The sequence below is a fragment of the Microbacterium azadirachtae genome (genome assembly GCF_000956505.1).
Classification (GTDB): domain Bacteria; phylum Actinomycetota; class Actinomycetes; order Actinomycetales; family Microbacteriaceae; genus Microbacterium; species Microbacterium azadirachtae_A.
In genome coordinates, this window is the sequence record NZ_JYIX01000039.1 from 1 (window position 1) to 23,266 (window position 23,266).

Here is a 23,266-nt window from a genome sequence, read left to right on the forward strand (position 1 = left end):
CCGCGGCACGGCGGAGGCACCGCTGCGCGTGCTGGTCGTCGCGAGCGACTGGGAGCGCAAGGGCGGCGACCGGGCGCTCGCCGCAGTGGCGCAGGCGCGGGCGGCAGGAGCGGACATCGCGCTCACCGTGATCGGATCCGCTCCCTCCCTCCCCGACGACGTGCGCGCACCGGGGCGGCTCGGCGCGGACGAGCTCTCGGCCGAGTTCTCGCGCGCCGACGTGCTGCTCGAGCTCGCGCGCGCGAACGCCGCCGGGGTCACCCTCACCGATGCAGCCGCTCACGGGCTTCCGGCGATCGCGACCGCCGTCGGCGGCGTGGCAAGCATCGTGGCGGAGGAGCGCAGCGGATGGCTCGTGCCCGATGACGCGGCGAGCTCCGCGGCGGCGGAGCTGCTCGCAGCGCTCGGCCGGGGCTCGTGGGGCGGCGTCTCGCGTGCGACCGCCGCCGCCTGGTACGCCGAGGCGCTGGACTGGGCGACCTGGGGCGAGCGGGTGGCAGGGCTGTGTGCGCGGGTGCGCGAGGAGGCCGCACGATGACCGCGCCGCGCGCCAGCATCGTGGTCCCGACCCGGGGCGGCGCGACGCGCCTGCTGCACCTTCTCGACGCCCTCCGCGCGCAGACGGAGTCCTCCTGGGAGGCGATCGTCGTGATCGACGGCGATGTCGACGAATCTGCCGCGGTGGTGGAGCTGGCGGCCGGAGAACTGCCCGTGCGCGCGCTCGTGCTGCCGGAGAACCGGGGCAGATCCGCCGCGCTCAACGCGGGGTTCGCCGAAGCGCGCGGCGAGGTCCTGATCCGCTGCGACGACGACCTCCGCCCCCGACCCGACTACGTGGCGGCGCACCTCGCCCGGCATGCCGAGGCGCCCTGCGGCGTCGTGGGCCTGTACCGCAACGTGTTCCCTCCGACGCCGTATGCACGCGTGTACGGGGAGCCCCGCGATGAGCGGTTCCGCGCCGAGGCCTACGCCGCGCCCGCCGACCGCCGCTGGAGGTACTGGGCCGGCAACGTGTCGGTGACACGCGAGGCGTTCGACAGGGTCGGCGGGTACGACACCGCGTTCCGGGCCTACGGCTGGGAGGACGTGGACTGGGGGTACCGGCTGCACGCGGCCGGAGTGCCCGTGGCGCTCGCACCCGAGCTGGAGACGCCGCACCACGTCGCGGCCACGACGACCGAGGGCCGCGTGCGGCGCGCCTTCCACGCCGGTGCCGCGCGACGGGCCTTCGAGGCCAAGCACGGATCCGCCGCGCTCGGCCCAGCACCGCTCGCACGCGGGGCCTGGGCACGGATCGTGGATCGCACGGCCGCCAGCGACGGGCGGGCAGAGCTCGAGGCACGCGCACGCCGGGCGGACCGCGCCCTGGGCCGGATGCCGCGCTGGGCCGCGGAGAAGCGCGTCGCCTGGCTCGTCGAAGCCGCGGGACTGTCCGGGCACCGGCACCCCGACGAGGTGGTGAACGATGTCTGACGTCACCCGGGTGCTGGTGGTGTGCGACCTCATCGCCCCGGGCGGCGGCCCTGCCGGCTACACCTGGAACCTGCGTCAGGCGCTGACCGCCCTCGCGCCGCCCGATCTCGACGTCCGGTTCTCCGGGATCGTGACCGTGCGCCGCAACAGGGCGACGGGTGAGCGGCCGGCCCGCAGGGGCCGCCGGCGCTCGAATCCGCGCGCCGCACTGGGAAGGCTCCGGCATCGGGTGGGCGTCGCGCTCAAGGGCGGGATTCCGGATCCGCTGCGCGGCGAGATCGCCGCCGCCGACCTCGTCATCCTCCAGGGCTATCAGGACGCGCGGCGGGCCGGACTCGCCCGACGCAGCGGCGCGGCGGTCTGGTACATGCCGCACAGCCCCACGATCGCCGCCGACGAGCACGCGGCGATGCACCCGCATGAGAGCGGCATCCGCCGCGCTCTGATCCGCCGGCGCATGATCCGGGTCGAAGGGGAGCTCTTCCGCGCGGCCGATGCGCTGGTGTTCCCCACCCCGAACGCGGAGACCGCCTATGTCGAGGCGTTCGGGGAGATCCTCGCCGGGACCCCGGTGCATCACATCCTCTCCGGGGTGCCGAAGCCCCGCCGTCCGCCGGGGGAGCACGGGGCTGCGGCCTCCTCGGACGAGGACCCGGGGATCCTGTTCGTCGGCCGCTATGTCGCCGACAAGGGCTACGACCGCTTCCTCGCGGCGGCGGAGGCGCTGCACGCCGAGAACCCTGCGCTGCGCTTCAGCACACTCGGGGCGGGACCGTCCCGGCGATCGTCGCCCGCCGTCCGCGACCTCGGCTGGAGGGACGACCCCGTGCCGGTCATCGCGGCCGCGCAGATGCTCGTGGTGCCGAACCGCGTCGCATACTTCGATCTGCTGCCGCTCGAGGCGGCGGCCCTCGGGCGGGGACTGGTGTTCACCGCCGTCGGCGGCGGGATCGACCAGCACCGGCTGCTGTCGGACTCGGTGCTCTGCGCGCCGGACGACGTGGCCGGCGGCATTCGCCGGGCGCTGTCCCGGCTGGCCGAGGATCCGGACTGGGGAGCCGGCAACGTCCCCGCATACGAGCGCACGCTCACGGCCGAGGCGATGGCCGAACGCTGGATCGCGCAGGTGCGGGAGTGGCGGGAGGGCGCGGGGAGCGCGGGGCCGACCGCGCTCTGGGTCGTCCCTGTCGCGGAGATCGGCGGCGTGGCCCGGCACGTGCTCGACGCGACCAGAGTCGGGATCCCGGGCTGGACGGTCACCGTGCTGTGCCCGGAGGGACCACTCGCCACACGGTTGCGGGAGCAGGGGACGACGGTGATCACGGGCGCTTTCGGTCCGGCCGCCGGCGCGGTCGCCTCCGGGCGCACCCTGCTCGCGGCGGTCCGCCGGGTGCGGCCCGCCGTGGTGCACTCGCACCTCGCCTTCGCCGACATCGTCGTCGCGGGCACGCCGCTGCCGCGCGGGGTGCGGCGGATCACGACGGAGCACGGGATCGCCGGTGAGGACGGCGTGTACCACCGCTCCTCGATGCAGGCCAGGGGCATGGCGCTCGTGCACCGGATCCGCCTGCGGCGCTTCGACGCCGTGATCGCGGTCGCCGAGGCGACCCGCACCGCGATGCGCGCGAAGTGGCATGCGCGCGGGCCGATCGCGGTGATCCCGAACGGCGTCGAGGTCTCCGCCCCCGCCGCGCTGCGGAAGCAGGGCGGTGCCCCGCGCATCCTGACCCTGTCCCGACTCGCGCCGGAGAAGCGGATCGACGCCCTCATCGACGCGTTCGCGGCGCTGCAGGCGGAACAGCCGGGGGCGACGCTGACCGTGGCGGGCGAGGGCCCGCTGCGCGCCGAGCTCGAGGCGCAGGCCGCTCGACTCGGCGTCGTCGTGGCCTTCCCGGGATTCGTGGATCCGGAGTCCGCGATGGCGGAGGCGGACGTCATCGCGCAGCTCTCGGTCTGGGAGAACTGCTCGTACACCCTGCTCGACGCGGTCGCCCACGGCCTCGGCGTCGTGGCCTCCGCTGCGGGAGGGAACGGAGAGATCGTCGGAGCGGAACGGCTCGTGGATCCCGATGACATCCCGGCCGTCGCCGCCGCACTCCTCGACGCCCCCCGCGTCCCCTACGATCGACTGAACTCGACGGACGAGATGACCGCGGCCGTCGCACGGATCTATCGCGGGGTCGTCGGCAACGAGGGGAACGCGGAGGCCGTGCAGAGGGCGACGACGAGCACCGGGAAGGGGGAGAGCGCATGCTGATCGTGTTCGACCGCACGGTGCGCCGGGGCCTGGGCGCACTCCTGCGCCTCTCCGGCATGCGGCCGGTGCCGTGGATCGCGCTGGCCGCGGTGCTGATGCTCGCGCAGACCGCGCTGGGCACGATCCCCGTCGCGGCGATGGTGCCGCTCGTGGAGCTGATCGCACAGGGCCACAGCGACGCCGGCGTCGTGCAGTGGGTCGCGGGCCTGCTCGGATCGGCACAGCCGGAACGGCTGATCCCCGCATTCGCGGTCCTGATCGCCCTGTTGTTCCTGGTCTGCAGCGGGCTCTCGGTGCTCCTGGTGTGGTGGCAGGCCGGCCGCTCGGCCCGGCTCGCCGTCGCGGCGAACACGGCCATGCTGCGCGCCTACAGCCTCGAGCCCTACGTCTCGCATCGTCGCCGCTCCGACGCGGAGATCCTGCGCAACATCGGCGGCACGGCGACCGTGGGCGCCGCCCTCACCTGCGTGCTCACGATCTACACGAGCGCCCTCACCCTGGTCGCGATCAGCGCGGTGCTGCTGGTCGTGTCGCCGGTGGTCACGGTGCTCACGGTCGCCCTGTTCGGCGGAACCATGGCGATCATGCAGCGCTCGCTGCAACCGGCACAGCGGCGCACCGGGGAGGCATCGACCGCGGCGAACCTGCGCGGCTGGGCGACGCTCATCCCGCTCGTGCACGGCTTCCGCGAGGTGCGGCTGTCCGCCTCAGGGGCGCGACTGCTCGGACGCTACGAGCAGTCGCAGAAGGAGCTCGCCGGAGCGAACCGGATGCTCACCACGCTGGGAGCCGTGCCCGCCGCCGTGTCCCAGGTGCTCTTCGCGCTCTCGATCGCCGTGGTCTCGGCCGCCCTGTTCACGACCGGATCCGCGGCGAGCACGATCGGAACCCTCGGTCTCTTCGGCGCCGCCGCGATGCGCGCGCTGCCCACGATGAACCTCATGGCCCAGAACGTGGGGGCCGTGCGCGGAGCCGAGGCCAGCATGCGGATCCTCACCGATGCGATCGACGACCTGACCAGTGCCGATCCGCACGTCGAGGAGCCCGCCACGGCGGAGCCCCTGCGCGGCGACATCACCCTGCGCGGCGTGGAGTTCGCCTACCCCGACTCCCCGGACCCCGTGGTGCGCGCCGTCGATCTGGTCATCCCCGAGCACACCACCACGGCGTTCGTCGGATCCAGCGGGGCCGGCAAATCGACGCTGATCGATCTGATCCTGGGACTGCTCACGCCGACGGCGGGGCGGATCGAATGCGGCGGCGTGCCGATCCTCGAGGACCCGGCGCGCTGGTACGCCGGGATCGGCGTGGTGCCGCAGGACGTGTTCCTGCTCAACGACACGGTGGAGGCGAACGTCGCGTTCGGCGTCGCCGCCGAGAGGATCGACCGGGAACAGGTCGACCGGGCGCTGCGGCTCGCACGACTCGACGCGCTGGTCGCCGAGCTGCCTGAGGGGCTGCAGACGACGATCGGCGAGCGCGGGACGCGCCTGTCCGGCGGCCAGAGGCAGCGGCTGGGCCTGGCCAGGGCCCTGTACCGCTCGCCGCGCGTACTCGTGCTCGACGAGGCCACCTCCGCGCTGGACAACGAGACCGAGTCGCAGATCGCGGGCTCGCTCGCGGCGATGCACGGCGAGCTGACGATCATCATCGTCGCGCACCGGCTGTCGACCGTGCGGGACGTGGACAAGCTCGTCTTCCTCGGGGACGGCCTGATTCAGGCGGAGGGCACTTTCGCGCAGGTGCGCGACACCGTCCCCGCCTTCGCGCGGATGGTCGAGCTGGGAGAGCTCGGAGCCGAGCGCTCGTGAGCGCCTCCGGGAGTCGCGAGCTGCGCGTTCTCGGGCTGTTCGACCACGCGGGCATGGGTCGAGACCAGCGCAGGGAGCGAGGGGCCGAGCGGATCGCCGGTCCGTATCGCGTGGATCTGCTCGCCGCGCACGGGATCGATCTCGTCACGGTGCCCCCGGCGCGCGCGGCGCTGCATCTCAAGCTGCGCGACGTGGCAGAGCATCGCAGCGGCGTCGCGCAGGACCTGGCGCTGCGTGGCGCCCGACACGCCTTCCGCGCGGATGCCGTGCTGTGCCTGCTCGAGGACAAGGCGGTGCTCCCCGCCGCGCTGCGGCGCCGGCGCATCCCGCCGTACGCGCGTCCGCCGATCGTGGCGGTGTCGTGCTGGTGGGCGGAGGAGATCCTGCACGGCTCGGACGAACAGCGGCGGCGGATCGCCCGCACGGCCCGAGCGCTGGACGCCATCGTGGTGTTCTCGCAGAACCAGGCCGAGGCGTTCGCGCGGATCGGCGTCGCGGACAAGGTCGTGCCCGTCCCGTTCGGAGTGGACGAGGCCTGGTACACGCCCGCCGAGCCGGTGCGTCCGCGCCTGCAGGTGGCGGCGATGGGCATCGATCGTGGCCGCGACTACCTCACGCTCGTCGACGCCGCCCGGCTCACCCCCGAGATCCGCTACGACCTGTTCACCCAGCCCGAGCGGTTCGCGGAGATCCCGCTCCCGCCGAACGTCGCCGTGCACGCGCCGGTGCCGATGCCCGCGCATCGCGACAACCTGCGCGCCGCCGACCTCGTGATCGTGCCCACCTACGATCTGGCCTACCCGACAGGGCAGAGCGTCCTGCTCGAGGCGATGGCCTGCGGCCGGTGCACGGCTGTGACCCGGACGGCCGCGATGGCGGAGTACCTCGACGACGGGCGCAGCAACCTGGCTCTCCCACTGCACGATCCGGAGGGCGTCGCGCGCGTCGTGCGCCGTGCCATCGGCGATCCGGGGCTGCGGCATCGCGTCGGCGATGCGGCGCGCGCAGAGGTCGAGACCCGGCTGACCTTCGATCGCACCTGGGCGCGTGTCGCCGAGGTGCTGCGAGAGGTCGCAGGTCGAGGCGAGCGGCTGCGCTGAGGGTTCAGGCGGCCGCAGGCCCGGCGAAGTCCGAAGGCGCGAGCAGTATCGGATCCGCGTCGCGCCCCCGGTGCACGTAGGTCCACCAGCCGGTGAAGTTGCCGAAAGCGTTGACCACCCAGGCCAGATGGCGGCTCCTGCGGTGCGGCCCGGGGCGCACCATCCGGTACGGCAGGGCGGCGAGCCTGCCGCCGAGCACCCGCAGGCATCCGGCGAGGGTGAACGGCTGATACGCGGCCGGGTGGCGCAGCGAGATGAGCACTCTGCCCTGGGCGATCAGATACTGCTTGCGCACCGCGGCCGATCTCGAGGACAGGGTGAAGTTCATGACCGCCCCGCCGCAGTACCCGATCGGGAACCCCTGCTCCTGGGCGCGCCAGGAGAGATCCACGTCCTCGTAGCCGTATCGCGGCAGCGACTCATCGTAGCCGCCGATCGCGATGAAGCAGGCGCGGGTGAGCGCGAGGTTCGCGTTGCCCGCGTGCGGCAGGTAGTGCGTGGCGACCAGTGCATCGGGGAAGACGCCGGGCTGTTCGACGCCCTCGGCGGTACGCGCCGCGATCCGCCCCCCGGCGATCCCGTCCTGGTCGAGGCATCCGGTCAGCGCCGAGAGCCAGAACGGATCCGCCTCGTCGTCGGCGTCGCAGTAGGCCAGGATCCGGCCGCGCGAGGCGATCGCACCGCGGTTGCGGGCATAGGGGATGTGCGCCCGGTCGGGGGCGGAGACGAGGCGGGCCGGCACAGCGGGCCGTCCTGCGTCGCTCAGCCAGGCCCGGACGATCTCCGCCGTGTCGTCCGTCGAGCCGTTGTCGACGACGAGGATCTCGAACGACGGCGCATCCTGCTGCCCGTCGAGGGCGTGGAGCTGGCGGAGGATCGTGGCGGCGCCGTTGCGCACGCAGAGGATCACCGATACCTCTGGCGCGCTCACGGGTCGATCACCTGCCATGCGGGGTCGAACCGCTTCCGGTCGGGCACGCCGTCGTCGATGAGGTGGTAGGGAGGGGCGAGCACGACGGTGTCGGGACGCAGCGCCGTCGCGACGTGGGCGCCCCAGAACGAGAACGTGGAGTTGGCGAGGACGAGCGTGCGGCCGGCCGCGAGCGCGGCGAAGTCGTCGAGGGGCGAGGTGCGGTGCGCGAGAGGGCGCAGCGGCAGATCCACGACGGCGGGCAGATGCTGCAGGCACCAGGGGACGTCGTCGGAGACGATCACGACCTCGTCGGCCCGGATTCCCCGTTCGCGCAGCTCGTGCAGGGACGCGCCGACGTAGCCCTCGATGTCCAGGGCGTAGGCGGCCTCCAGGAAGTCGTGCGCGTAGTAGTCGCCCCGGCGCACGTTGACCACGACCGCACCGGGTCCGAGCTCATCCTCCGCCCGCGACAGCCGTTCGCGGAAGGACGACGACGACGCCACCAGCGCGCGGCAGAATCCGTCCACCTCGGCACGGGTGAAGTGCTGCCCGAACATGTCCTCGTGCGAGCCCCGGAAGTCGGCGACGAGGCGCGGCGCGTCGGCGAGCGGTATCGTCAGCCCGTCCAGCAGGGGGAACTCCGCCAGCCAGGGATCCATGCTCGGCTGATGCTGCACGCGCGCGGGGGATCCCGGCCGATCGTGCCGGTACGCCCACAGCCAGTCGTAGAGGTGGTTGCCGGCGCCGGTGAGCGGGGAGGTGAGCTGCACGCGGGGGGCGCCGAAGAGACGCCCGAGGGGCACGAGCGCGTGGGTCCTCAGCGCCGCCCGCACGCGGGCTGCCCCGGTCATGCGCTCCCCCGGGAGCGGGAGGGGCCGGCCGTCGCGCGCGCGGGCAGCCCGGCTCCGAGCCGTGGACGGGGGAGCAGGCGGAGGTACCGATAGCGCACCGTGCCGGAGAACACGCCCCAGACGAACAGGGCGCGGCCGGCCAGACCGGGCCAGTCGCGTTCGGCGCGCGGACGCGCGGGCATGCGCACGGCCGCGCCGGCGAGGCGCAGCGCGAGCGCGGGCCAGGGCGGATCCGCGACCTCCGCCTGCACGCGGTACCTGGTCGCGATCAGCACCTTCGCCTGCGCCATCCGCACCTGGCGGACGGCGATTTCGGAGCCCTGCGCGCGCAGCCGGTAGGCGAGGCGGGTGTCCTTGGCGAAGGCGACCTCGAGGCCGCGGCGGCGGGCGCGGTACCCGAGGTCGAGGTCCTCGAACGACGACGGCAGCGACTGGTCGAACCCTCCGAGCTCGAGGAAGAGCGAGCGGGTGATGCCGAAATTGCCGCCCTGCAGCATGGGGAACGGGGTGTCGGTGCGCGGCTGCGGCGCGTGCCAGGGGGCGCCGTCGCCCTCGTCGAGCACGCCGCGCACGGTCTCGATGCCGCCTTCGAAGAGTTCGGCCGCGGCCGGCACGACCCAGCCGCTCCACAGCCGCGCCGACGCGAAGTTCCGGTAGCCGTGGTCGACCCAGTGCGCGGAGACCACGTCGTCGGCGTCGCAGAACATCAGCAGATCGGACAGCGCGTGCGCGGCGCCGACGTTGCGTGCGAACGAGGCTCCCCGCTCGGTCGCCGACACGAGCCGGAGCCGAGCGCGACGCAGGACCGTCGCGCGCACGATGGCCGCCGTGTCGTCCGTCGACGCGTTGTCGACCACGATCACCTCGAAGGGTGGCGCATCGATCTGGGTGTCCAGCGCGGCGAGCTGCTGCCCGATCGTGGCGGCCCCGTCGAACACGGGGATGATCACGCTGACGACCGGCGCGTCCTGCGTCTCCTCGGCATCCGGTACGGCGATGGAGGCGGCTGCGAGGAGTTCCGGTGCGATCGTCCGGGCCTCCGGGGGCCTTCCGAGCAACCTGTAGCGCACGTGCCCGTCCAGGGTTCCCCATGCCCATCCGAGCGCCCGCGCCGCGTTGTCGCGCTTCTCGGGTCGGAACAGCTCCGGCACGTGGCGCCAGGCCCGGAACACGTCGCCGAACGCCCCGCGGCCCGACAGCGCGTCGAGCTCCGCGCCGTCGCGGTGACGGATCCACAGCAGCACCCTCGTCCTGGCCGAGTGGTAGTACTGCCGCGCGCGGCCGCGCAGGGTGGACCGCTGGCGATAGGAGACGACGGCGGTCGGCGCATACGCGAGCGTCCCGCCGGAGTGCTGCAGGCGCCAGCTGAAGTCGACCTCGTCATGACCGCGGCGGAAGCTCTCGTCGAAACCGGCGATGCCGAGCGCGGCCGATCTGCGCACCCCGAGGTTCGCCCCCGTCGCGTAGGGCAGGTGCCCCAGCACGGAACCCAGCCCGGCGGACTCGCCCGCGGCGGTCGAGCGGCCGCCGCGGTCCTCGACGTGGATGAGCCGGCCTCCGACGAGGTCGGCCGAGGCGAGTGCCTGCACCATGGCGCGAGCCCAGCCGTCGTGCACCTCGTCGTCGTGGTCGCACAGCAGCACGGCCTCGGTACGCGCGGCGAGCAGCCCCGCATTGCGCGCGTGGTTCACGCCGACCCTGGCCCCGGCGTCGATGACGCGCAGATCGGCGAAGTCGCCTCGGTACGCCAGAGCCACCTGAGCCGTGCGGTCGCGCGACCCGTTGTCCGCGATCACGACGTCGAGCCCTCCGGCGATGTCCTGGCGCGCCAGCGCGGAGAGCTGTCGCGCGATGCCGTGCTCGCCGTCTCGCACGGGGATGACGACCGTCGCGAGTGGACGATCCGCGGATCCTGCGGAGAGGGGCGTCGCCGGATCCGCGAGGGGGCCGGCTCCGGACGAGCCCGTGAGCCCGTAGAGGCCGGCGACCCGGCGGGCGAATGCGTGCTCGGAATAGGTCTCGGTCGCCCACGTCCGCCAGGGTGCCGCGGCCCGGCGGGCGGAGGCCGGATCCCGCAGCGCCTCGACCAGCGCGTCCGCGAACCCTGCGGCGGTCTCCTGCGCCTCCGGGAGATGCTCGGCATCGCCGATCCCCTCGAACGCGACCGCGGTGCCCACCACGGGAACGCCGCGCACGAGCGCCTCGACGACCTTGAACTTCACGCCGGCGCCGACCCAGAGCGGGGCGACGACCGCGGCGGCGCTCGCGTACAGCGGATCGAGGTCGTCCACGAACCCGAGCATCCCGATCCCCGGCGTCGCTCCGTACTCTGCGCGCTGCGCATCGGTCGCCTGCCCGGCCACTCGCAGTTCGGCATCGGGCACCCTGGCCCGCACGAGCGGCCACACCTGGTCGGCGAACCACTGCAGCGCCTCGCGATTCTCCCCGCGATGCATCGGCCCCACGAAGAGTGCGAACGGCGGTGCATCGTCCGGCGCGCCCCCCGGCGCGGAGGGCGCCGCAACGGCGGCGAGCGGCGGGAGCATCACCTCGACGCGCTCCGACCGCGGCAGCAGCGCACGATCCTTCTCGCTGAACACGATGGTCGCGTCCGCGAGCGCGACAGTGCGCGCTTCGATCCGCCGGGCGAGGATCGTCGCGGTCCCGAAGCGCACCCTGGCGCGCCAGGATCCGCTCCGCCGCCTCTGCCGGCGCAGGCCCTGGCTGGCGACGTCGTGCAGCGTCGCGATCCGTCTGGCACCGGCGGCGACATCGTGGCGCAGAGCCGGGAGCAGGGCCGCCATCGTCGGCCACTGCACGTCGAGCACGTCCGCCGACGCCAGCGCCGCCCTGGCACCGGGATCGCGGCGGATCGCGGCCAGGAGCCCGCGCGGAGCCCTGATCGGCGCGAGGCGACGGGTGACGCTGCTCACGGATGCCCGCAGGCCTCTCAGCGGCGCCGCCGGCGGCAGCAGGATCACTCCGTATCCGTCGGCATCCGCCAGCGCCCTGCGACCTTCCGGCGAATCCTGGACGATCACGGTGACCGCCGCCCCGCCGTCGCGCAGTTCGCGCACGAGCCTCATCAGATACGCGGCCCCGGCGTTGTCCGCCCGCAGCGTCGGCGCCTCCTGCGCGACGATCACGATCCGCGGCCCGCCCGGCGCCTCACCTCGCGACGGCGAGCGCGCTCCGTGCCGGTGATCGCTGGGGGTGCGCACGCTCACAGCATAGTGAGCGCCCCGACGATGGGTTCCGGAGCCGCCGCCGGCAGGATCCGGACGGCTCCCGAGCGGGACGACGGCGGAATCGTCGCCGATACGATGTCAGCACCGCAGAAGGGAAAGGGGCGGCGCATGACGGTGGATCCGGAGGCGCGCGTGGCCGTGATCATCCCTGTGTTCGATTCCGGCACGACCCTGCCCGAGACCCTGGACTCCGTGTTCGCGCAGACGCACCCTGCTCTCGAGATCATGGTCGTCGACGACGGCTCCACGGATCCCCTCACGCTGCATGTGCTCGATGCGCTCCGCGAAGACGGCAGGGTGCGGGTCATCCGGCAGGACAACGCCGGCCCGTCGGCCGCGCGCAACGCGGGCATCTCCGCGAGCAGCGCCCGCTACTTCATGCCCGTGGACAGCGACGACCGGATCGCTTCGAGCTACATCGCCGAGGCCGTCGAGGTGCTCGAGGAACGTCCCGACGTCCCGCTCGTCTATGCCAGAGCGGAGCTGTTCGGGCGGTACACGGGCCGATGGCGGCTCCCCGACTTCGACTGGGCAGGATTCCTGATCCACAATCAGATCTTCCCGTCCGCGCTGTTCCGGCGCACGGACTGGGCAGCCATCGGCGGGTACGACGAGTCGATGCGCCGAGGTCGGGAGGACCACGATTTCGTGATGCGGGTGCTGGCGCGCGGTGGCGAGCCGTTTCGCCTCGACGCCGTGCGGTTCTTCTACCGCATCGGCGCCGACGGCTCCTCCGTCAACTCGAGCATGGATCGTGAGGATCTGATCGCAGCGCATTCCCAGATCTTCCGCAACAGCACCCAGGCGTACGCGGACCACGCGGAGGACCTGTTCCGCTTCATCTTCGATCAGCACGACCAGGTTGCGGATCTGCGGTTCCGGTACGCGGCGCTCGAGCGCCTGCGCGTTCGATTCCCGCGCATCGTGTCGGCCGGGAAACGGGTGCGCGACGGCGTGCGCAGGATCGGTCGTGGACGGCGCAGAGACGACGGAATCGGGCATCTATGACGCGGTTTGCTCAAACTTTTGAACGGCTCGCCGGGAGTTTGTCGAGAGCGGCATAGGAGGTGTACCGTTCGTTTGGCCCTGTCCGAGGGCCTTGTTGATCTGGGGAGAACAACATGCTGGGGAAATCTTTCATCGCGCCCGAAAATAGTGGCAACGCTGCCACGGACCGGGCCGGAATCAAACGCAGGACCGTCATCAAAGGCGCTGCCTGGTCGGTGCCGGTCATCGCTGCCGCATTCGCTGCACCGATGGCTGCGGCGTCAGGCTGCACCTCGCAGCAGCTGCCGAACAAGAGCTCCGCGTTCGTACGCGGAGTGCCTAGCCCGAACACCGGCACGAACGGCTACCACGGGCTCGGCAACGTGCCAGGCCTGTGGTGGGAGTGGCCCGACGGGACCTACTCGAGCACCATCCAGGACGTGCCCGCGAACTACGTCACCTACACGCGCACCTGGCCTGTCACGGTCACTCCAGGGAGTCCCGTGAACATCTCGGGCACCGTTCAGGCCAACTTCGGCAGCAACTCCATGCCTGCCTCCAGGCCTGCCGGCCTGCTCGTGCAGACGAGCCTCGACGGCCTCACCTGGACGTCGTACTCAACCGCCTCCTTTGTCACGCGGTCGGGCATGGGCGCCGTGGGAACCACTGCGCTTCCCATCAACAACGGCAGCGGAAATTCGACCACCTGCGTCCCGGCAGGGCCGACGCCGATCACGTGGGGCCACTCCGCGTGGAACTCGTGGTCGCAGGCCAGCGTCACGGCCGGAACCTTCGACGGATGGCCGGAGTTCCAGAACCTGCACACCGGCGTACAGACGGGACCGGCCGTGCAGGGGATCAACTTCTCCGATCAGATGACCTACGTGCTCACGGTCGTCCCGCCGACCTCGACCATCTACGTGCGCTACGTCAACTTCATCGCCCCGTTGACCGGCGGCACACGTAGCGTGACCGTGAACGGCCAGACCATCCAGCGCACAAGCGATGACATCGGCATCACAGACCCGTTCATCTCGTGTGCGGCCGCGGGCACACTCCCCAGCGTCGGTCAGACCTGCTGACCGGTCATGCGGTGGGCCACCGACTCCGCAAGATCGGTGTGCTGACGGCACAGGTGGACGCCGAGCGGGGCGGCCATCGCCTCCGACCGGGAGCGACGGGTCAGGGGTCGGTGCGTGCGCGCCCCGCGATCTCGACCAGGTGCGCCACACGGCGGGCGGCGACGGACTCGAACGGCTCGAACCCGCTGAGGGCGCGCGTGCGCACGGCGTCGAGCTGCTCCGGACCCACCGATCGGATCCGATGCGCGAGCGCCTTCGCGTCCCGCTCCGCCCAGCCCAGACCCTCGGCGGCCAGCCGGGGCCAGGTGGCGTTCTGCACGCCCACCACGGGCACGCCGCAGCCGAGCGCTTCGTAGTACGTGCCGGAGGGATCGCCCTGCGGATGCGGGAGGAGGGCGAGATCGACCTCCTCCCGCATCCTCGACTTCCAGGTCTCGAAGTCGAGGAAGCCCTCGAACCGCACGTTCGATGGCGCGGCGCGCTGCAGGTCCGCGCGCAGCTCTCCGTCGCCGAGCAGGAGGAACTCGACCTCCGGCAGCAGCCGGGCGACCTCGAGAACCGTTCCGGGGCCCTTCACCGCCGTCAGCCGCCCGGAGAACGCGACGCGCAGAGGGCGTTCGCCGCGCCATGTCGGCCGTTCCATCGCGGCGGTGAGGTCGGCGCGGCGGATCCGGTGGTCCCGGAAGAGGAGCGGCCGCGGGCTCAGCGCGGCGTACGCGTCCCATGCGGCGTAGCCGTTGCACTGCAGCCCCGCGGCCCGGCGGGCGACGTCTCGGTAGGCGCGTTCGCGGCGCAGCTGGCCGAGGGCGATCCGGGCGCGATCGATCGCGCCTTCGGCCGTGAGGTGCTGCTGCTCGAGGCGGATCCGGCGGTCGAACTCGGCCGTGAAAACGGTGGGGGCCACCTCCGTCAGCCACCCGAACTCCGGGCGGTGCAGCGCGAGCACGACATCCGGGGCGAGGGCTCGCACGGAGGCGGCGGAGGGCGCGGGCTCGGCGACGACCCGCACGCGCTCGGGGGCTGCGATGCCGGCCTCCGGGGCCACGGCAACGACGTCGCCCGGCCACGTCGTCGCGAACTCGGAGAGCCCCTCGACGGCTTTCGCGTCGAGCGGGCCGGGGGAGACGTAGACCAGGCGCACGCGACCATCGTCACACGCAGGAGCGGTATGCGCGACAGGAACGTGCGCGGCGCGACCACCGCCGCCTCACCGCATGGGGCGACAGATCAGGAAGCCCTGGGTATGCTCGGCGTCACGGTCCCCGCGGGCCGTGAACGGGGTGAGGGGCAGTGCGAGACATCGCCGGGCGAGCCACTGCGGCCTGGCTCGCCGGGGATGCGGATGAGCTGATCCGCCTCATGGCCACGCGCTCGATCGAGCTGTGGTTCACCGTGCCGCCCGAGGACCTCTCGCGGATGATCTCGGACCTTCCGCCCGATCGCCTGCGGCTCAGCCCCGAGGCCGCCCTCGCCTCGCGACTGCTCGCGCCGGGACTGCTGCAGGACCCGTCCGGCTTCTCGGTCGGGCGGCGGGACGACCTGCCTCCCCACCTGCGCCGGTGGATGGCGCTGGTGGAGGGATGGCAGGCGCGGCTCGGCGGAGATCTCGAGACCGCGTACGAGGTGCTGATCGGGCTGCCCGAGATCACCGAGGCGGATCCGACGCTCGTGGATCCCACCCGCGGTGTGCGCAGCCTGTTCCTGAACCAGGCCGCGCTCACGGCCGCCCTGTCCGGACGCTTCCGCGAGGCGCTCGCGCTGTATCAGCGCGCGCTCTGCGTGCAGCCGGTCACGGATCTGACGTTCCTCTCCCGCGAGGCCCACCTCCGCTCCGCGCTGATCCACGGAATCTACGGAACGCCGGACGCCGCCGTCGCGCACCTCACCGAGGCGCAGCGCCTCGTGCGATCGCCGAGCTGGGTCGAGCCGCAGCTCGACGCGGAGCAGCGCTTCGTCGAGGCCTTCCTCCGGGAAGGGGAGCCGGAGCGCTCCTTCGCCGAGATCCTCCAGCTCACCTACGCGCGGATGGGTGAGATCTGGCCTCTGCAGCTGCTCGCCCTGCACCGGGCCGGGGTGCTCGCGGAGCGCCGTGTCGACAGCCGGGAGCGCATCGAGGCCCTGCTCTTCGCGGGCCTCGGCGCGGGATCATCCGGTCTGCCCGGATCCGTCCCGCAGTCGCTGCTCGCCCTCGATTCGCTGCTGAGCGGCAACATCCCGAGGGCGAGGGAGGAGGCGCGTGCGGTCGCCGACGGCAGCTGGCCGTCCCGCGTCGTCCTCGACCTCATCCGCATCGCCTCTGGAGCGACCAAGACCGCGATCGCCGACCTGAACGCCGCAGCCCCGCAGACGGCGGGCCTCCGGCAGGCCGATCGTCAGCGCACGATGCTCCTCGCCCTGGCGCAACACCTCAGCGGGAACGCGCTCGCCGCCTCGGCGGCGGTCGAGCGCATGAGCCTGCTCAACCTCGAGTCGGGGCAGCACGAGGTCGCGGTGCTCCGCATGCTCTCCCCACGTCTGCTCGGCACGCTCGGAGAGTTCGTCCCCGGTCTGCTCGCCCACGGCGCGGCGGGCCCGCGTCCCGGAGTTCTGGACGATCCCCGTCTCACCACGCACGAGCTCGACGTGCTGGCCGGCCTCGCCCGCGGCGAGACCAGGGGACAGATCGCGTCGTCGCTGTTCCGCTCCGTGAACACGGTGAAGACGCACCAGCGATCCCTGTACCGCAAGCTCGGGGTCGCGTCGGGGCGCGAGGCCGTGCTGCGCGCCACAGCGCTCGGCTACCTCTGACAGCGCCGCGCGCTCGTGCCGGCCGTGCCGAGGGGTGACGCCGGGGGTGATTTCGACCCGGGTGAAGACGGTTCCCAGCTTTTCACCGTTGAATGAGGATGCCGCGGCCACCCGAAGCCGTCGGCGATCATGACCCGTCGCGGGCTTCCGAGCCCTGCGACGGGGCCCCTGGGGAGGGGATCTGCAGAGGGGAAGTGCGCGTTGCTGATGAACGCGAAGGGCGGTGGTCGACGTGCGATCCTGCCGGGCGGCGGTGTCGAAGGCGGGGGGACGCCGGCAGGCCAGGGAGCCGAGGCCGCGGCTCAGGAATCCGATGCCGAGGACGAGCCGGGGCTCGTCGCGCCGGAAGGATCCGAGCCCGGATGGCCGTCCGACGACGAGGCCCTCGAGGATGTGCGACCGGTGGTGCTGGGCGCCGCATGGAGGCTGCCCGTGGTCCTCCTGGCCATGGACGGCACCGAGGAGGCGGGCCTCGACCTGCAGTTCGATCCCGAGACGGGGGAGCCTCTCGCCGAGGAGTGAGCTATCGATATATCACATTTCGAGCGAATCACCGCATCGGCCTTTGTCCGGCGCGTCGGCTGTGCGATAATTCTCGTGCACGACGGAGCCTCCCGGGTCCGCCGTGCTCGCCCGCCGTCTTCTGGGGATTCGGGTGATGGGACAACCCGGAGGAGCGACTTATCATGTCTGAACTCGAACAGCCGAAGGGCGTCAGTCGTCGCACGGTGACCAAGGCCATGGCCTGGGCGGTGCCGGCTGTTGCGCTGGCCGCTCCGATCCCTGCGTTCGCGGTGTCGGGACCACCGCCGCAGATCAATGCGGGCGCGGCCTGCAAGTCGCCGGGCAACAGCTGCTCGACGTTCCCCAAGGGCTACAACGTCCCCGCGACGGTGCACAACCCTGATCCCACCAAGACGATCTGGATCACGGCGATCACGATCACGAACAACACGACGGGCATCGCGCTGTCCCCGGCCTCGTCGCCGGCCCTGCCGATCCAGATCAACCCCGGTGCGACGATCAACGTCGTGTTCCAGGCGAAGTCGAGCAACAGCGCGAACGTCACCGGATCGTTCGACTTCAACATCACGTGGGGCCACGCGGCCAACGGATCCGACCACGACCACTCGCCGATCCCGGTGCACATCGTGATCAACGGCACGCCTCCGGGATGCGTGTGCCCCTGATCATCGATCACCCGTGACGAACGGGGTGGAGCAGCGCGGCCGGCGCTGCCTCCACCCCGTTCTCCTTCTCTGCGCGGCCAAGGATGCGATAGCTTTCTGGCGACGAGAGGAGCCGGATGGCTGTCGCGCGCACGGAGAGGCTGATCGTCCCGGATGTGCTTCGGGGCGTCGCGATCGTCGCGATGCTGATCGCGCACGCGAACCCCCTCCTTCCGCAGTTGCCGATGGCGGTGCGCTTCCTGGTCGGCAATGTGAACGATCTCGCCTCCCCGCTGTTCGCGCTGGTCATGGGCATGTCGGCGCAGCTCGTATGGAACACGTCCCGACGGGTGAGCACGACGCTGCTCCAGCAGGCGCTTCGCGGGATCCTGCTCATCGCCCTGGGGCTGTGGATGCTGGCCTGGGGATCGTGGGTCGTGATCGTCCTGCCCGCCCTCGGAGTGCTCCTGATCGTCGGCGCGCCGCTGCTGCTGCTCGGATCGCGTGCGCTGGCGGTCGTGCTCGGAATCGTCGTCCTGGTCGGTGCCCCGCTCAATGAGCTCGCCCGTGGGCAGGTCGCTCAGATCCTCTCCTCGAACATCGTGGTGCAGCAGCTGGCCGACTGGACGGTGCTGGGACACTCCTACCGGCTCACGAACCTGCTGCCGTTCTTCCTGCTCGGCGCCCTCCTGCTGCGGAGCGGACTGCGTCGCGATCGCACGATGTGGATCATGCTCGCGGTCGCTCCCTTCGCCTACGCGGTGCGTCCGGTTCTCGAGAAGGGACTGCACCAGCCCGCCTTCGTGTCGGGCAGCTACCCCGACACGCTGCACGACGTCGGTCTCGTGTTCGTCGCGTACGCGGCGATCGTGCTGCTCGCGGGCCTTCCCCGGCGCGGCCCGGTGGTGGACGGGGCGTTCGCCCCCCTGCGCGTCTGGGGGCAGCTGGCGCTCAGCCTCTATCTGCTCCACGTGTGGATCGTGTCGCTCTGGGCCAGGTCGATCGGCTGGCCCGCCGCGAACATGCCGCTCGCGTGGGCGAGCGTGGTGCTCGCGCCGCTCGCGGTCGCCTGGCTCTGGTGGCGCTTCGTCGGCACCGGTCCGGTCGAGTGGCTGATGGGCGCGGTCTCCGGTCGGCCCAAACCGCTGATCGTGCGCCGGCGGGTGGTCACAGCCCGGACCACCGGTTGACCGGCCACAGGATCACCACGGCCTTCCCGACGATCTCCGCCGAGTGCGCCCATCGCCAGCAGCCCGGATCGGGGTCGGTGCGCCCCCGGCATTGCGCCGCGCCGTCCGAGGAGTTCGAGCGGTGGTCGCCCATCACGAGGTAGGAGTCCTTCGGGACGGTCACCTCGGGCAGGCAGCGCGGCGACACCGGCGTCGTCGTGCAGTCGAGCGTTCCCGGCTGGAACGAGAAGTCCTGGAACACGTAGGGCTCGTCGAGCGGCGTGCCGTCGACGATGAGCCTGCCGTCCGCCGAGCAGCATCTCACTGTCTGCCCAGGGCCTGCGATCACGCGCTTGATGAGGGTGTGCGGTCCGGACGGCCCGAAGCCGGTGACCTCTCCGATCCAGCGCAGCGCGGCGGTGAGCGGATTCGAGGGCGTGCGCGCTCCGCCGTCCCAGGCCTCGTCCGCGTCGAAGACCACGATGTCGCCGGTGTGCGGCGTCGCGCCGCCCGCGAAGGCGAGGCGGTTCACCAGCACGCGGTCGCCCACCTGCAGCGTCTGCTCCATGGATCCGGACGGCACCCAGTAGGGCTTGGCGACGAAGGAAAGGATGAGCCCGAACACCACGAAGGCCGCGCACAGCTGGAACAGGAAGCTGCCCGTGATCCGGCGCCAGAGCGGGCGGCGGGAGACGGGAGCGTCATCGGTCATGGGTCCATCATGCCCGGTCGCGGGCCGCGAAGCCCCACGCGCCCCCAGAGGGTCGTTCGACGCCCTGTCGCGGCCGGGATCGCGCGTCCGGTAGCATCGAGACGCCGTTGACTGTCGCCCTCGCAGGGTGAGCCGAGCGAGGGGGAACCAGCCGTATGGATCTGCGTGAGTATCTTCGGGTGTTCCGTGCGCACTGGCTCGGGATGGTCCTCATCACGCTCCTCGGCGTCGCGGTCGCCTTCGGGTGGACCCTTCTGCAGCCGAAGGTCTACACCGCCGACGCCTCCGCGATCGTGCAGGCGAACACCGCGGGAGACGCGGGGGACAGCAACCTCAGCTCCGCGATGCTCGGGAATTCGCTGACCTCGGGTCGCGTCAAGACCTACGTCGCGCTGGGCCAGTCGCGCGCCGTGGCGGACGGCGTGATCAAGGATCTCGGTCTCGACGTCTCCGCCGACCAGCTCGTCAAGCAGGTCACGGTCACCAACACCGTCGACACCACGACGCTCAAGGTCACGGCCGACGCGGCGACGCCGGAGAAGGCGCGCGATGTCGCCGAGGCATGGGTCCGCTCCATGGGTGCGGAGGTCAACCGCCTCGAGACGAGCGACCCGGGGAAGAAGGGTGCGGTCTTCCTCAGCCCGATCGACTCCGCACGGCTTCCGGACTCCCCGTCGTCGCCGAACACGCGGCTCGCGCTCGCCCTCGGCGGGCTGGTGGGCCTCGCGATCGCCGTCGGTTACGGACTGTTGCGCTACACGCTCGACCGCCGGATCCGTTCGGTCGAGCAGGTCGAGCGCGAGACCGGCAAGCCGGTCGTCGGCACGATCCCCGAAGAGAAGACGTTCACCGCGGACAACCGCCTGCTGCCCTTCGACGGCGGCACCAGCAGCTCGAGCGAGAGCGCCCATCTGTTCGGCATCGGCGAGGCCATGCGCGAGCTGCGCACGAACCTGCAGTACATGGACGTCGACAACCCGCCGCGCATCATCGTGGTGACGAGCCCGTTGCCCGGTGACGGCAAGTCGACGATCTCCTCGAACCTCGCCGTGACGCTGGCCTCCAGCGGTCAGCCGGTCGTGCTCATCGACGGCGACCTGCGCCGTCCGATGATCGACACGGTCTTCGGCCTGCCCCGCGGGGCCGGCATCTCCGACGTGCTGGCCGGTCGCGCCACGATCGCGGAGGTGGCGCAGCGTTTCGGGAACGGGCAGCTGCTCGTCGTCACCGCGGGCAAGGTTCCGCCGAACCCGAGCGAGGTCCTCGGATCCGCCCGCATGCGCGAACTGCTGAAGTCGATCGCGCGCGAGGCCATCGTCATCATCGACGCACCCCCGCTCATCCCGGTCACCGACGCCGCCGTGCTCGCACACAGCGCCGACGGTGCGGTCATCGTGGGCACGATCGGCAAGACCACGTTCGAGGTGCTGGGGAAGGCCATCGGCAACCTGGAGCGCGCCGGAGCGCGTGCGCTCGGCCTCGTGCTGAACCGGGTGCCGAAGCGCGGCAGCGGTGCCGCGTACTACGGCTACCAGTACCACGGCGAGTACTACCGCGGCGACGACCAGGAGCTGCCGACGGGCGCTGTGCGCGGCGACAAGCCCCGGCGTCGAGGAGACGCGGAGGCGGCGTGACCGCCCCCGAAGAGGATGCGCCGTCCGCAGATGGGCGCACGCCTCTCGACGTGAACGCCCTCGGCGCCCGCATCCGACTGACCTTCGCCGACGGCCTGGACGACACGACCGTCGAGGCCATCCGCGCGTCCTGGGAGGGCGCGGAGCTGCCGTACGACGAGACGGCGGAGCCGGACGACCACGTACGCGTCGACGCCGAGCTCGAGCCGGAGGCGCTCGCGGAGTCCCTCACAGTGCGGGTCACCCTCGCCGCACTGGGACAGCGCAGCGGCGATCTGCTCATGTTCCACGCCTGCGGGGTCGCGGATCCGACCGGACGGGTCGCGGCGTTCGTCGGACCGTCGGGACGCGGCAAGACGACGCTCAGCCGCGCTCTCGGAGCGCAGCACGGCTACATCTCGGATGAGACGATCGCGGTGGAGCCAGGGCTCGCCGTGCACCCGTACCGCAAGCCGCTCTCGGTGGTGCGGACGGGCAGGCCGAAGCAGCAGGTCTCCCCGGACTCCGCAGGGCTGAGGCCGGCTCCGGATGCGCCCCTGCGGCTCGCCGCCCTGGTGCTCATCTCCCGCGATGCGGAGCACCCGGCGCCGAGCATCGAGCAGGTGGCCTTCCCCGAGGCGATCGCCGAACTCGCGCCGCAGATGAGCTATCTCGCCGAGCTGCCTCGCCCGCTGCAGACGCTCGCCGCGGTGTGCGACCGCATCGGCGGTGTCGTGCGGCTGACGTATCCGGACGCATCCACCGTGCCGCCGATCGTGCCGGAGCTGCTCGATCACGCCCGCGTGCATGAGGACTGGGAGCCCGCGACCGTCCACGGCGACAACCCCGAGTTCGACCTCTCGCCCGTCTCCGACGCGATCCGATGCAACGACCGCGTGGTCGTGCTGGCCGACCGGTGGGTGCACGTGCTCGACGGCATCGCGCCTGTGATCTGGGACGCGCTCCGCGAGGGCCGCGGCCTCGAGGAGATCGTGGACGATGTCGTGGCCGCGTTCGGACGGCCGGCGTCGGGCGACCCGCGGGAACTCGTCGTGGCCGCCATCGACCAGCTGGTCGAGTCCGGGATCTTGACCCGGAAGCCCTGAGCCCGTCTCCGCCGGAGCTCAGTGCGCGGGGCGGATCATGGTCGGCGACGGCAGGCCCTCGGCGCGCAGGGCGCGGCGCAGCTGCAGCGCACTGGAGAAGCCGGAGTGCGCCGCGATCTCCTCGATCGTGAGCACCGCGTAGTCGGGATTGCGCAGCAGCGACTCGGCGAACTCGACGCGCAGATGACGCAGGGCGTCGCCGGGCGTGGTGCCGATCTTGGCGAACGCGCGCTGCAGGTGCCGCAGCGACACGTGCAGCTCGGTCGCGAGCTCCGCGATCGTGAACCGGGGATCCTCCCGGTGCACCAGCATCGCCGAGCGCGCGCGGTCCACGAGCGGCGCCTGTCCGCGTTCGGGCAGATCGGAGGAGTAGAGCTCGAGCAGCGCGCCGAACACCATCTCGGCGAGCAGCCGCTCGATCGCGTACCGCGAGATCGACGAGGTGTCCTCCACGTTGCGGGCGAGGGCGAGCGTGAACGCCCGGAAGGCCAGGACCATCGGCGTCGGATCGAGCGTGAGGGGTCGCAGCGGCGCATCGTGGATGAAGTCCCGCAGCGTCTCGACGGGCACCCAGACGCCGACCACCTCGTTCGCGAGGCCCCACTCGATGCTCGTGCCCGTCTGCGGGGGCATGAACTGCCCGATCGGCAGCGGGGATCCGTCCGGTCCTTCGCCGCTGGGGAAGAGCACCACGGCATAGGGTTCGCCGATCTCGGTGTCGTCCCACGTCCAGTGCCGGCGGTGCGGGCGATGGACCGTGACGAAGATCGATCGGAAGGTGCGCGCGCTGATCAGGCCGGCATGATGCGAGGTGAGACCCAGGTGGGACTCGAGCAGACGTGTGGGGGATGACACTGGCGAGATATGCCCTTTCGGACGTGCGGATGCCGACAAGAAGTCCCGCCCCCGCAAACATTATGACGCTTAGGTATACATCAGGTCGAACGTTGACGCTTCGTGTGTCGCGCAGGGCCGTGATGCAGAGGGA

20 protein-coding genes are annotated in these 23,266 nt (G+C 71.9%); 13 read left to right on the forward strand and 7 right to left on the reverse strand.

All coding sequences use genetic code 11. The annotated features are described in order from the left end of the window. From RS86_RS16270 to RS86_RS16290, 5 genes are all read left to right on the forward strand, one after another. The coding region (locus RS86_RS16270) for a glycosyltransferase (RefSeq protein WP_045273340.1) at positions 1–538 on the forward strand (538 nt) is incomplete at its 5' end. Then, entirely contained in the window at positions 535–1,473 is a 939-nt protein-coding gene (locus RS86_RS16275; protein WP_045273341.1) for a glycosyltransferase family 2 protein, read from the forward strand. The genes RS86_RS16270 and RS86_RS16275, both read left to right, overlap by 4 nt. After that, on the forward strand, positions 1,466–3,730 hold the full coding sequence (locus RS86_RS20195) for a glycosyltransferase (protein ID WP_082076843.1): 2,265 nt from the start codon (positions 1,466–1,468) through the stop codon (positions 3,728–3,730). Before RS86_RS16275 ends, RS86_RS20195 begins: the two co-directional genes overlap by 8 nt. After that, positions 3,724–5,541, forward strand: a complete 1,818-nt coding sequence (locus tag RS86_RS16285; RefSeq protein WP_045273342.1) for an ABC transporter ATP-binding protein — start codon at positions 3,724–3,726, stop codon at positions 5,539–5,541. Before RS86_RS20195 ends, RS86_RS16285 begins: the two co-directional genes overlap by 7 nt. Then, entirely contained in the window at positions 5,538–6,641 is a 1,104-nt protein-coding gene (locus RS86_RS16290; RefSeq protein WP_045273343.1) for a glycosyltransferase family 4 protein, read from the forward strand. The genes RS86_RS16285 and RS86_RS16290 overlap by 4 nt, the downstream gene beginning before the upstream one ends. Before the next feature lie 4 nt (positions 6,642–6,645). Here RS86_RS16290 and RS86_RS16295 read toward each other — a convergent pair whose 3' ends face one another. From RS86_RS16295 to RS86_RS19985, 3 genes are read right to left on the reverse strand one after another with little or no spacing between them, the layout of a single operon-like run. Next, positions 6,646–7,572, reverse strand: coding sequence for a glycosyltransferase family 2 protein (locus RS86_RS16295; protein ID WP_160299705.1), 927 nt, complete (start codon positions 7,570–7,572; stop codon positions 6,646–6,648). Beyond that, complete coding sequence (locus tag RS86_RS16300) at positions 7,569–8,405, reverse strand: alpha-1,2-fucosyltransferase (RefSeq protein ID WP_045273344.1); 837 nt, start codon at positions 8,403–8,405, stop codon at positions 7,569–7,571. Before RS86_RS16300 ends, RS86_RS16295 begins: the two co-directional genes overlap by 4 nt. Further along, positions 8,402–11,626, reverse strand: coding sequence for a glycosyltransferase (locus tag RS86_RS19985; RefSeq protein ID WP_152642214.1), 3,225 nt, complete (start codon positions 11,624–11,626; stop codon positions 8,402–8,404). The genes RS86_RS16300 and RS86_RS19985 overlap by 4 nt, the downstream gene beginning before the upstream one ends. A 135-nt stretch (positions 11,627–11,761) precedes the next feature. Here RS86_RS19985 and RS86_RS16310 point away from each other — a divergent pair, with 135 nt between their 5' ends. Then, entirely contained in the window at positions 11,762–12,661 is a 900-nt protein-coding gene (locus RS86_RS16310) for a glycosyltransferase (RefSeq protein WP_052680330.1), read from the forward strand. A 10-nt stretch (positions 12,662–12,671) separates the two neighbouring features. Here RS86_RS16310 and RS86_RS20840 read toward each other — a convergent pair whose 3' ends face one another. Continuing rightward, positions 12,672–12,887 (reverse strand): hypothetical protein, encoded by a 216-nt coding sequence (locus tag RS86_RS20840; RefSeq protein WP_200892841.1) that lies wholly within the window; start codon positions 12,885–12,887, stop codon positions 12,672–12,674. A gap of 22 nt (positions 12,888–12,909) precedes the next feature. Here RS86_RS20840 and RS86_RS16315 point away from each other — a divergent pair, with 22 nt between their 5' ends. Next, on the forward strand, positions 12,910–13,722 hold the full coding sequence (locus RS86_RS16315; protein WP_200892842.1) for a hypothetical protein: 813 nt from the start codon (positions 12,910–12,912) through the stop codon (positions 13,720–13,722). 100 nt (positions 13,723–13,822) lie between these two features. Here RS86_RS16315 and RS86_RS19990 read toward each other — a convergent pair whose 3' ends face one another. After that, entirely contained in the window at positions 13,823–14,863 is a 1,041-nt protein-coding gene (locus RS86_RS19990; RefSeq protein ID WP_052680331.1) for a glycosyltransferase, read from the reverse strand. 149 nt (positions 14,864–15,012) lie between these two features. Here RS86_RS19990 and RS86_RS16325 point away from each other — a divergent pair, with 149 nt between their 5' ends. From RS86_RS16325 to RS86_RS16340, 4 genes are all read left to right on the forward strand, one after another. After that, positions 15,013–16,509: a helix-turn-helix transcriptional regulator gene (locus tag RS86_RS16325; RefSeq protein ID WP_045273346.1), complete on the forward strand. Its 1,497-nt coding sequence runs from the start codon at positions 15,013–15,015 to the stop codon at positions 16,507–16,509. Positions 16,510–16,716: 207 nt separating this feature from the next. After that, positions 16,717–17,031 (forward strand): hypothetical protein, encoded by a 315-nt coding sequence (locus tag RS86_RS16330; protein ID WP_045273347.1) that lies wholly within the window; start codon positions 16,717–16,719, stop codon positions 17,029–17,031. A gap of 164 nt (positions 17,032–17,195) precedes the next feature. Next, complete coding sequence (locus RS86_RS16335; protein ID WP_045273348.1) at positions 17,196–17,699, forward strand: hypothetical protein; 504 nt, start codon at positions 17,196–17,198, stop codon at positions 17,697–17,699. Positions 17,700–17,815: 116 nt separating this feature from the next. Further along, the gene (locus tag RS86_RS16340) at positions 17,816–18,868 is read left to right on the forward strand and encodes a hypothetical protein (RefSeq protein ID WP_045273349.1); all 1,053 of its coding nucleotides are present in this window, start codon (positions 17,816–17,818) and stop codon (positions 18,866–18,868) included. Here the strand turns inward: RS86_RS16340 and lepB are convergent. After that, positions 18,846–19,559: a signal peptidase I gene (gene lepB, locus RS86_RS16345; protein ID WP_052680332.1), complete on the reverse strand. Its 714-nt coding sequence runs from the start codon at positions 19,557–19,559 to the stop codon at positions 18,846–18,848. The two genes, RS86_RS16340 and lepB, sit on opposite strands and share 23 nt — an antisense overlap. Before the next feature lie 155 nt (positions 19,560–19,714). Between lepB and RS86_RS16350 the strand changes: the two genes are divergently transcribed. Both RS86_RS16350 and RS86_RS16355 read left to right on the forward strand, forming a co-directional pair. Then, entirely contained in the window at positions 19,715–21,193 is a 1,479-nt protein-coding gene (locus RS86_RS16350; RefSeq protein ID WP_052680333.1) for a polysaccharide biosynthesis tyrosine autokinase, read from the forward strand. Further along, positions 21,190–22,278 carry a PqqD family protein gene (locus tag RS86_RS16355; RefSeq protein WP_052680334.1) on the forward strand — a complete coding sequence of 363 codons (1,089 nt, stop codon included), beginning with the start codon at positions 21,190–21,192 and terminating at the stop codon, positions 22,276–22,278. The genes RS86_RS16350 and RS86_RS16355 overlap by 4 nt, the downstream gene beginning before the upstream one ends. Positions 22,279–22,296: 18 nt before the next feature. On the opposite strand, the gene RS86_RS19995 is transcribed toward RS86_RS16355, so the two are convergent. Then, entirely contained in the window at positions 22,297–23,133 is an 837-nt protein-coding gene (locus tag RS86_RS19995) for an AraC family transcriptional regulator (protein WP_052680335.1), read from the reverse strand. Positions 23,134–23,266 lie beyond the last annotated feature (133 nt).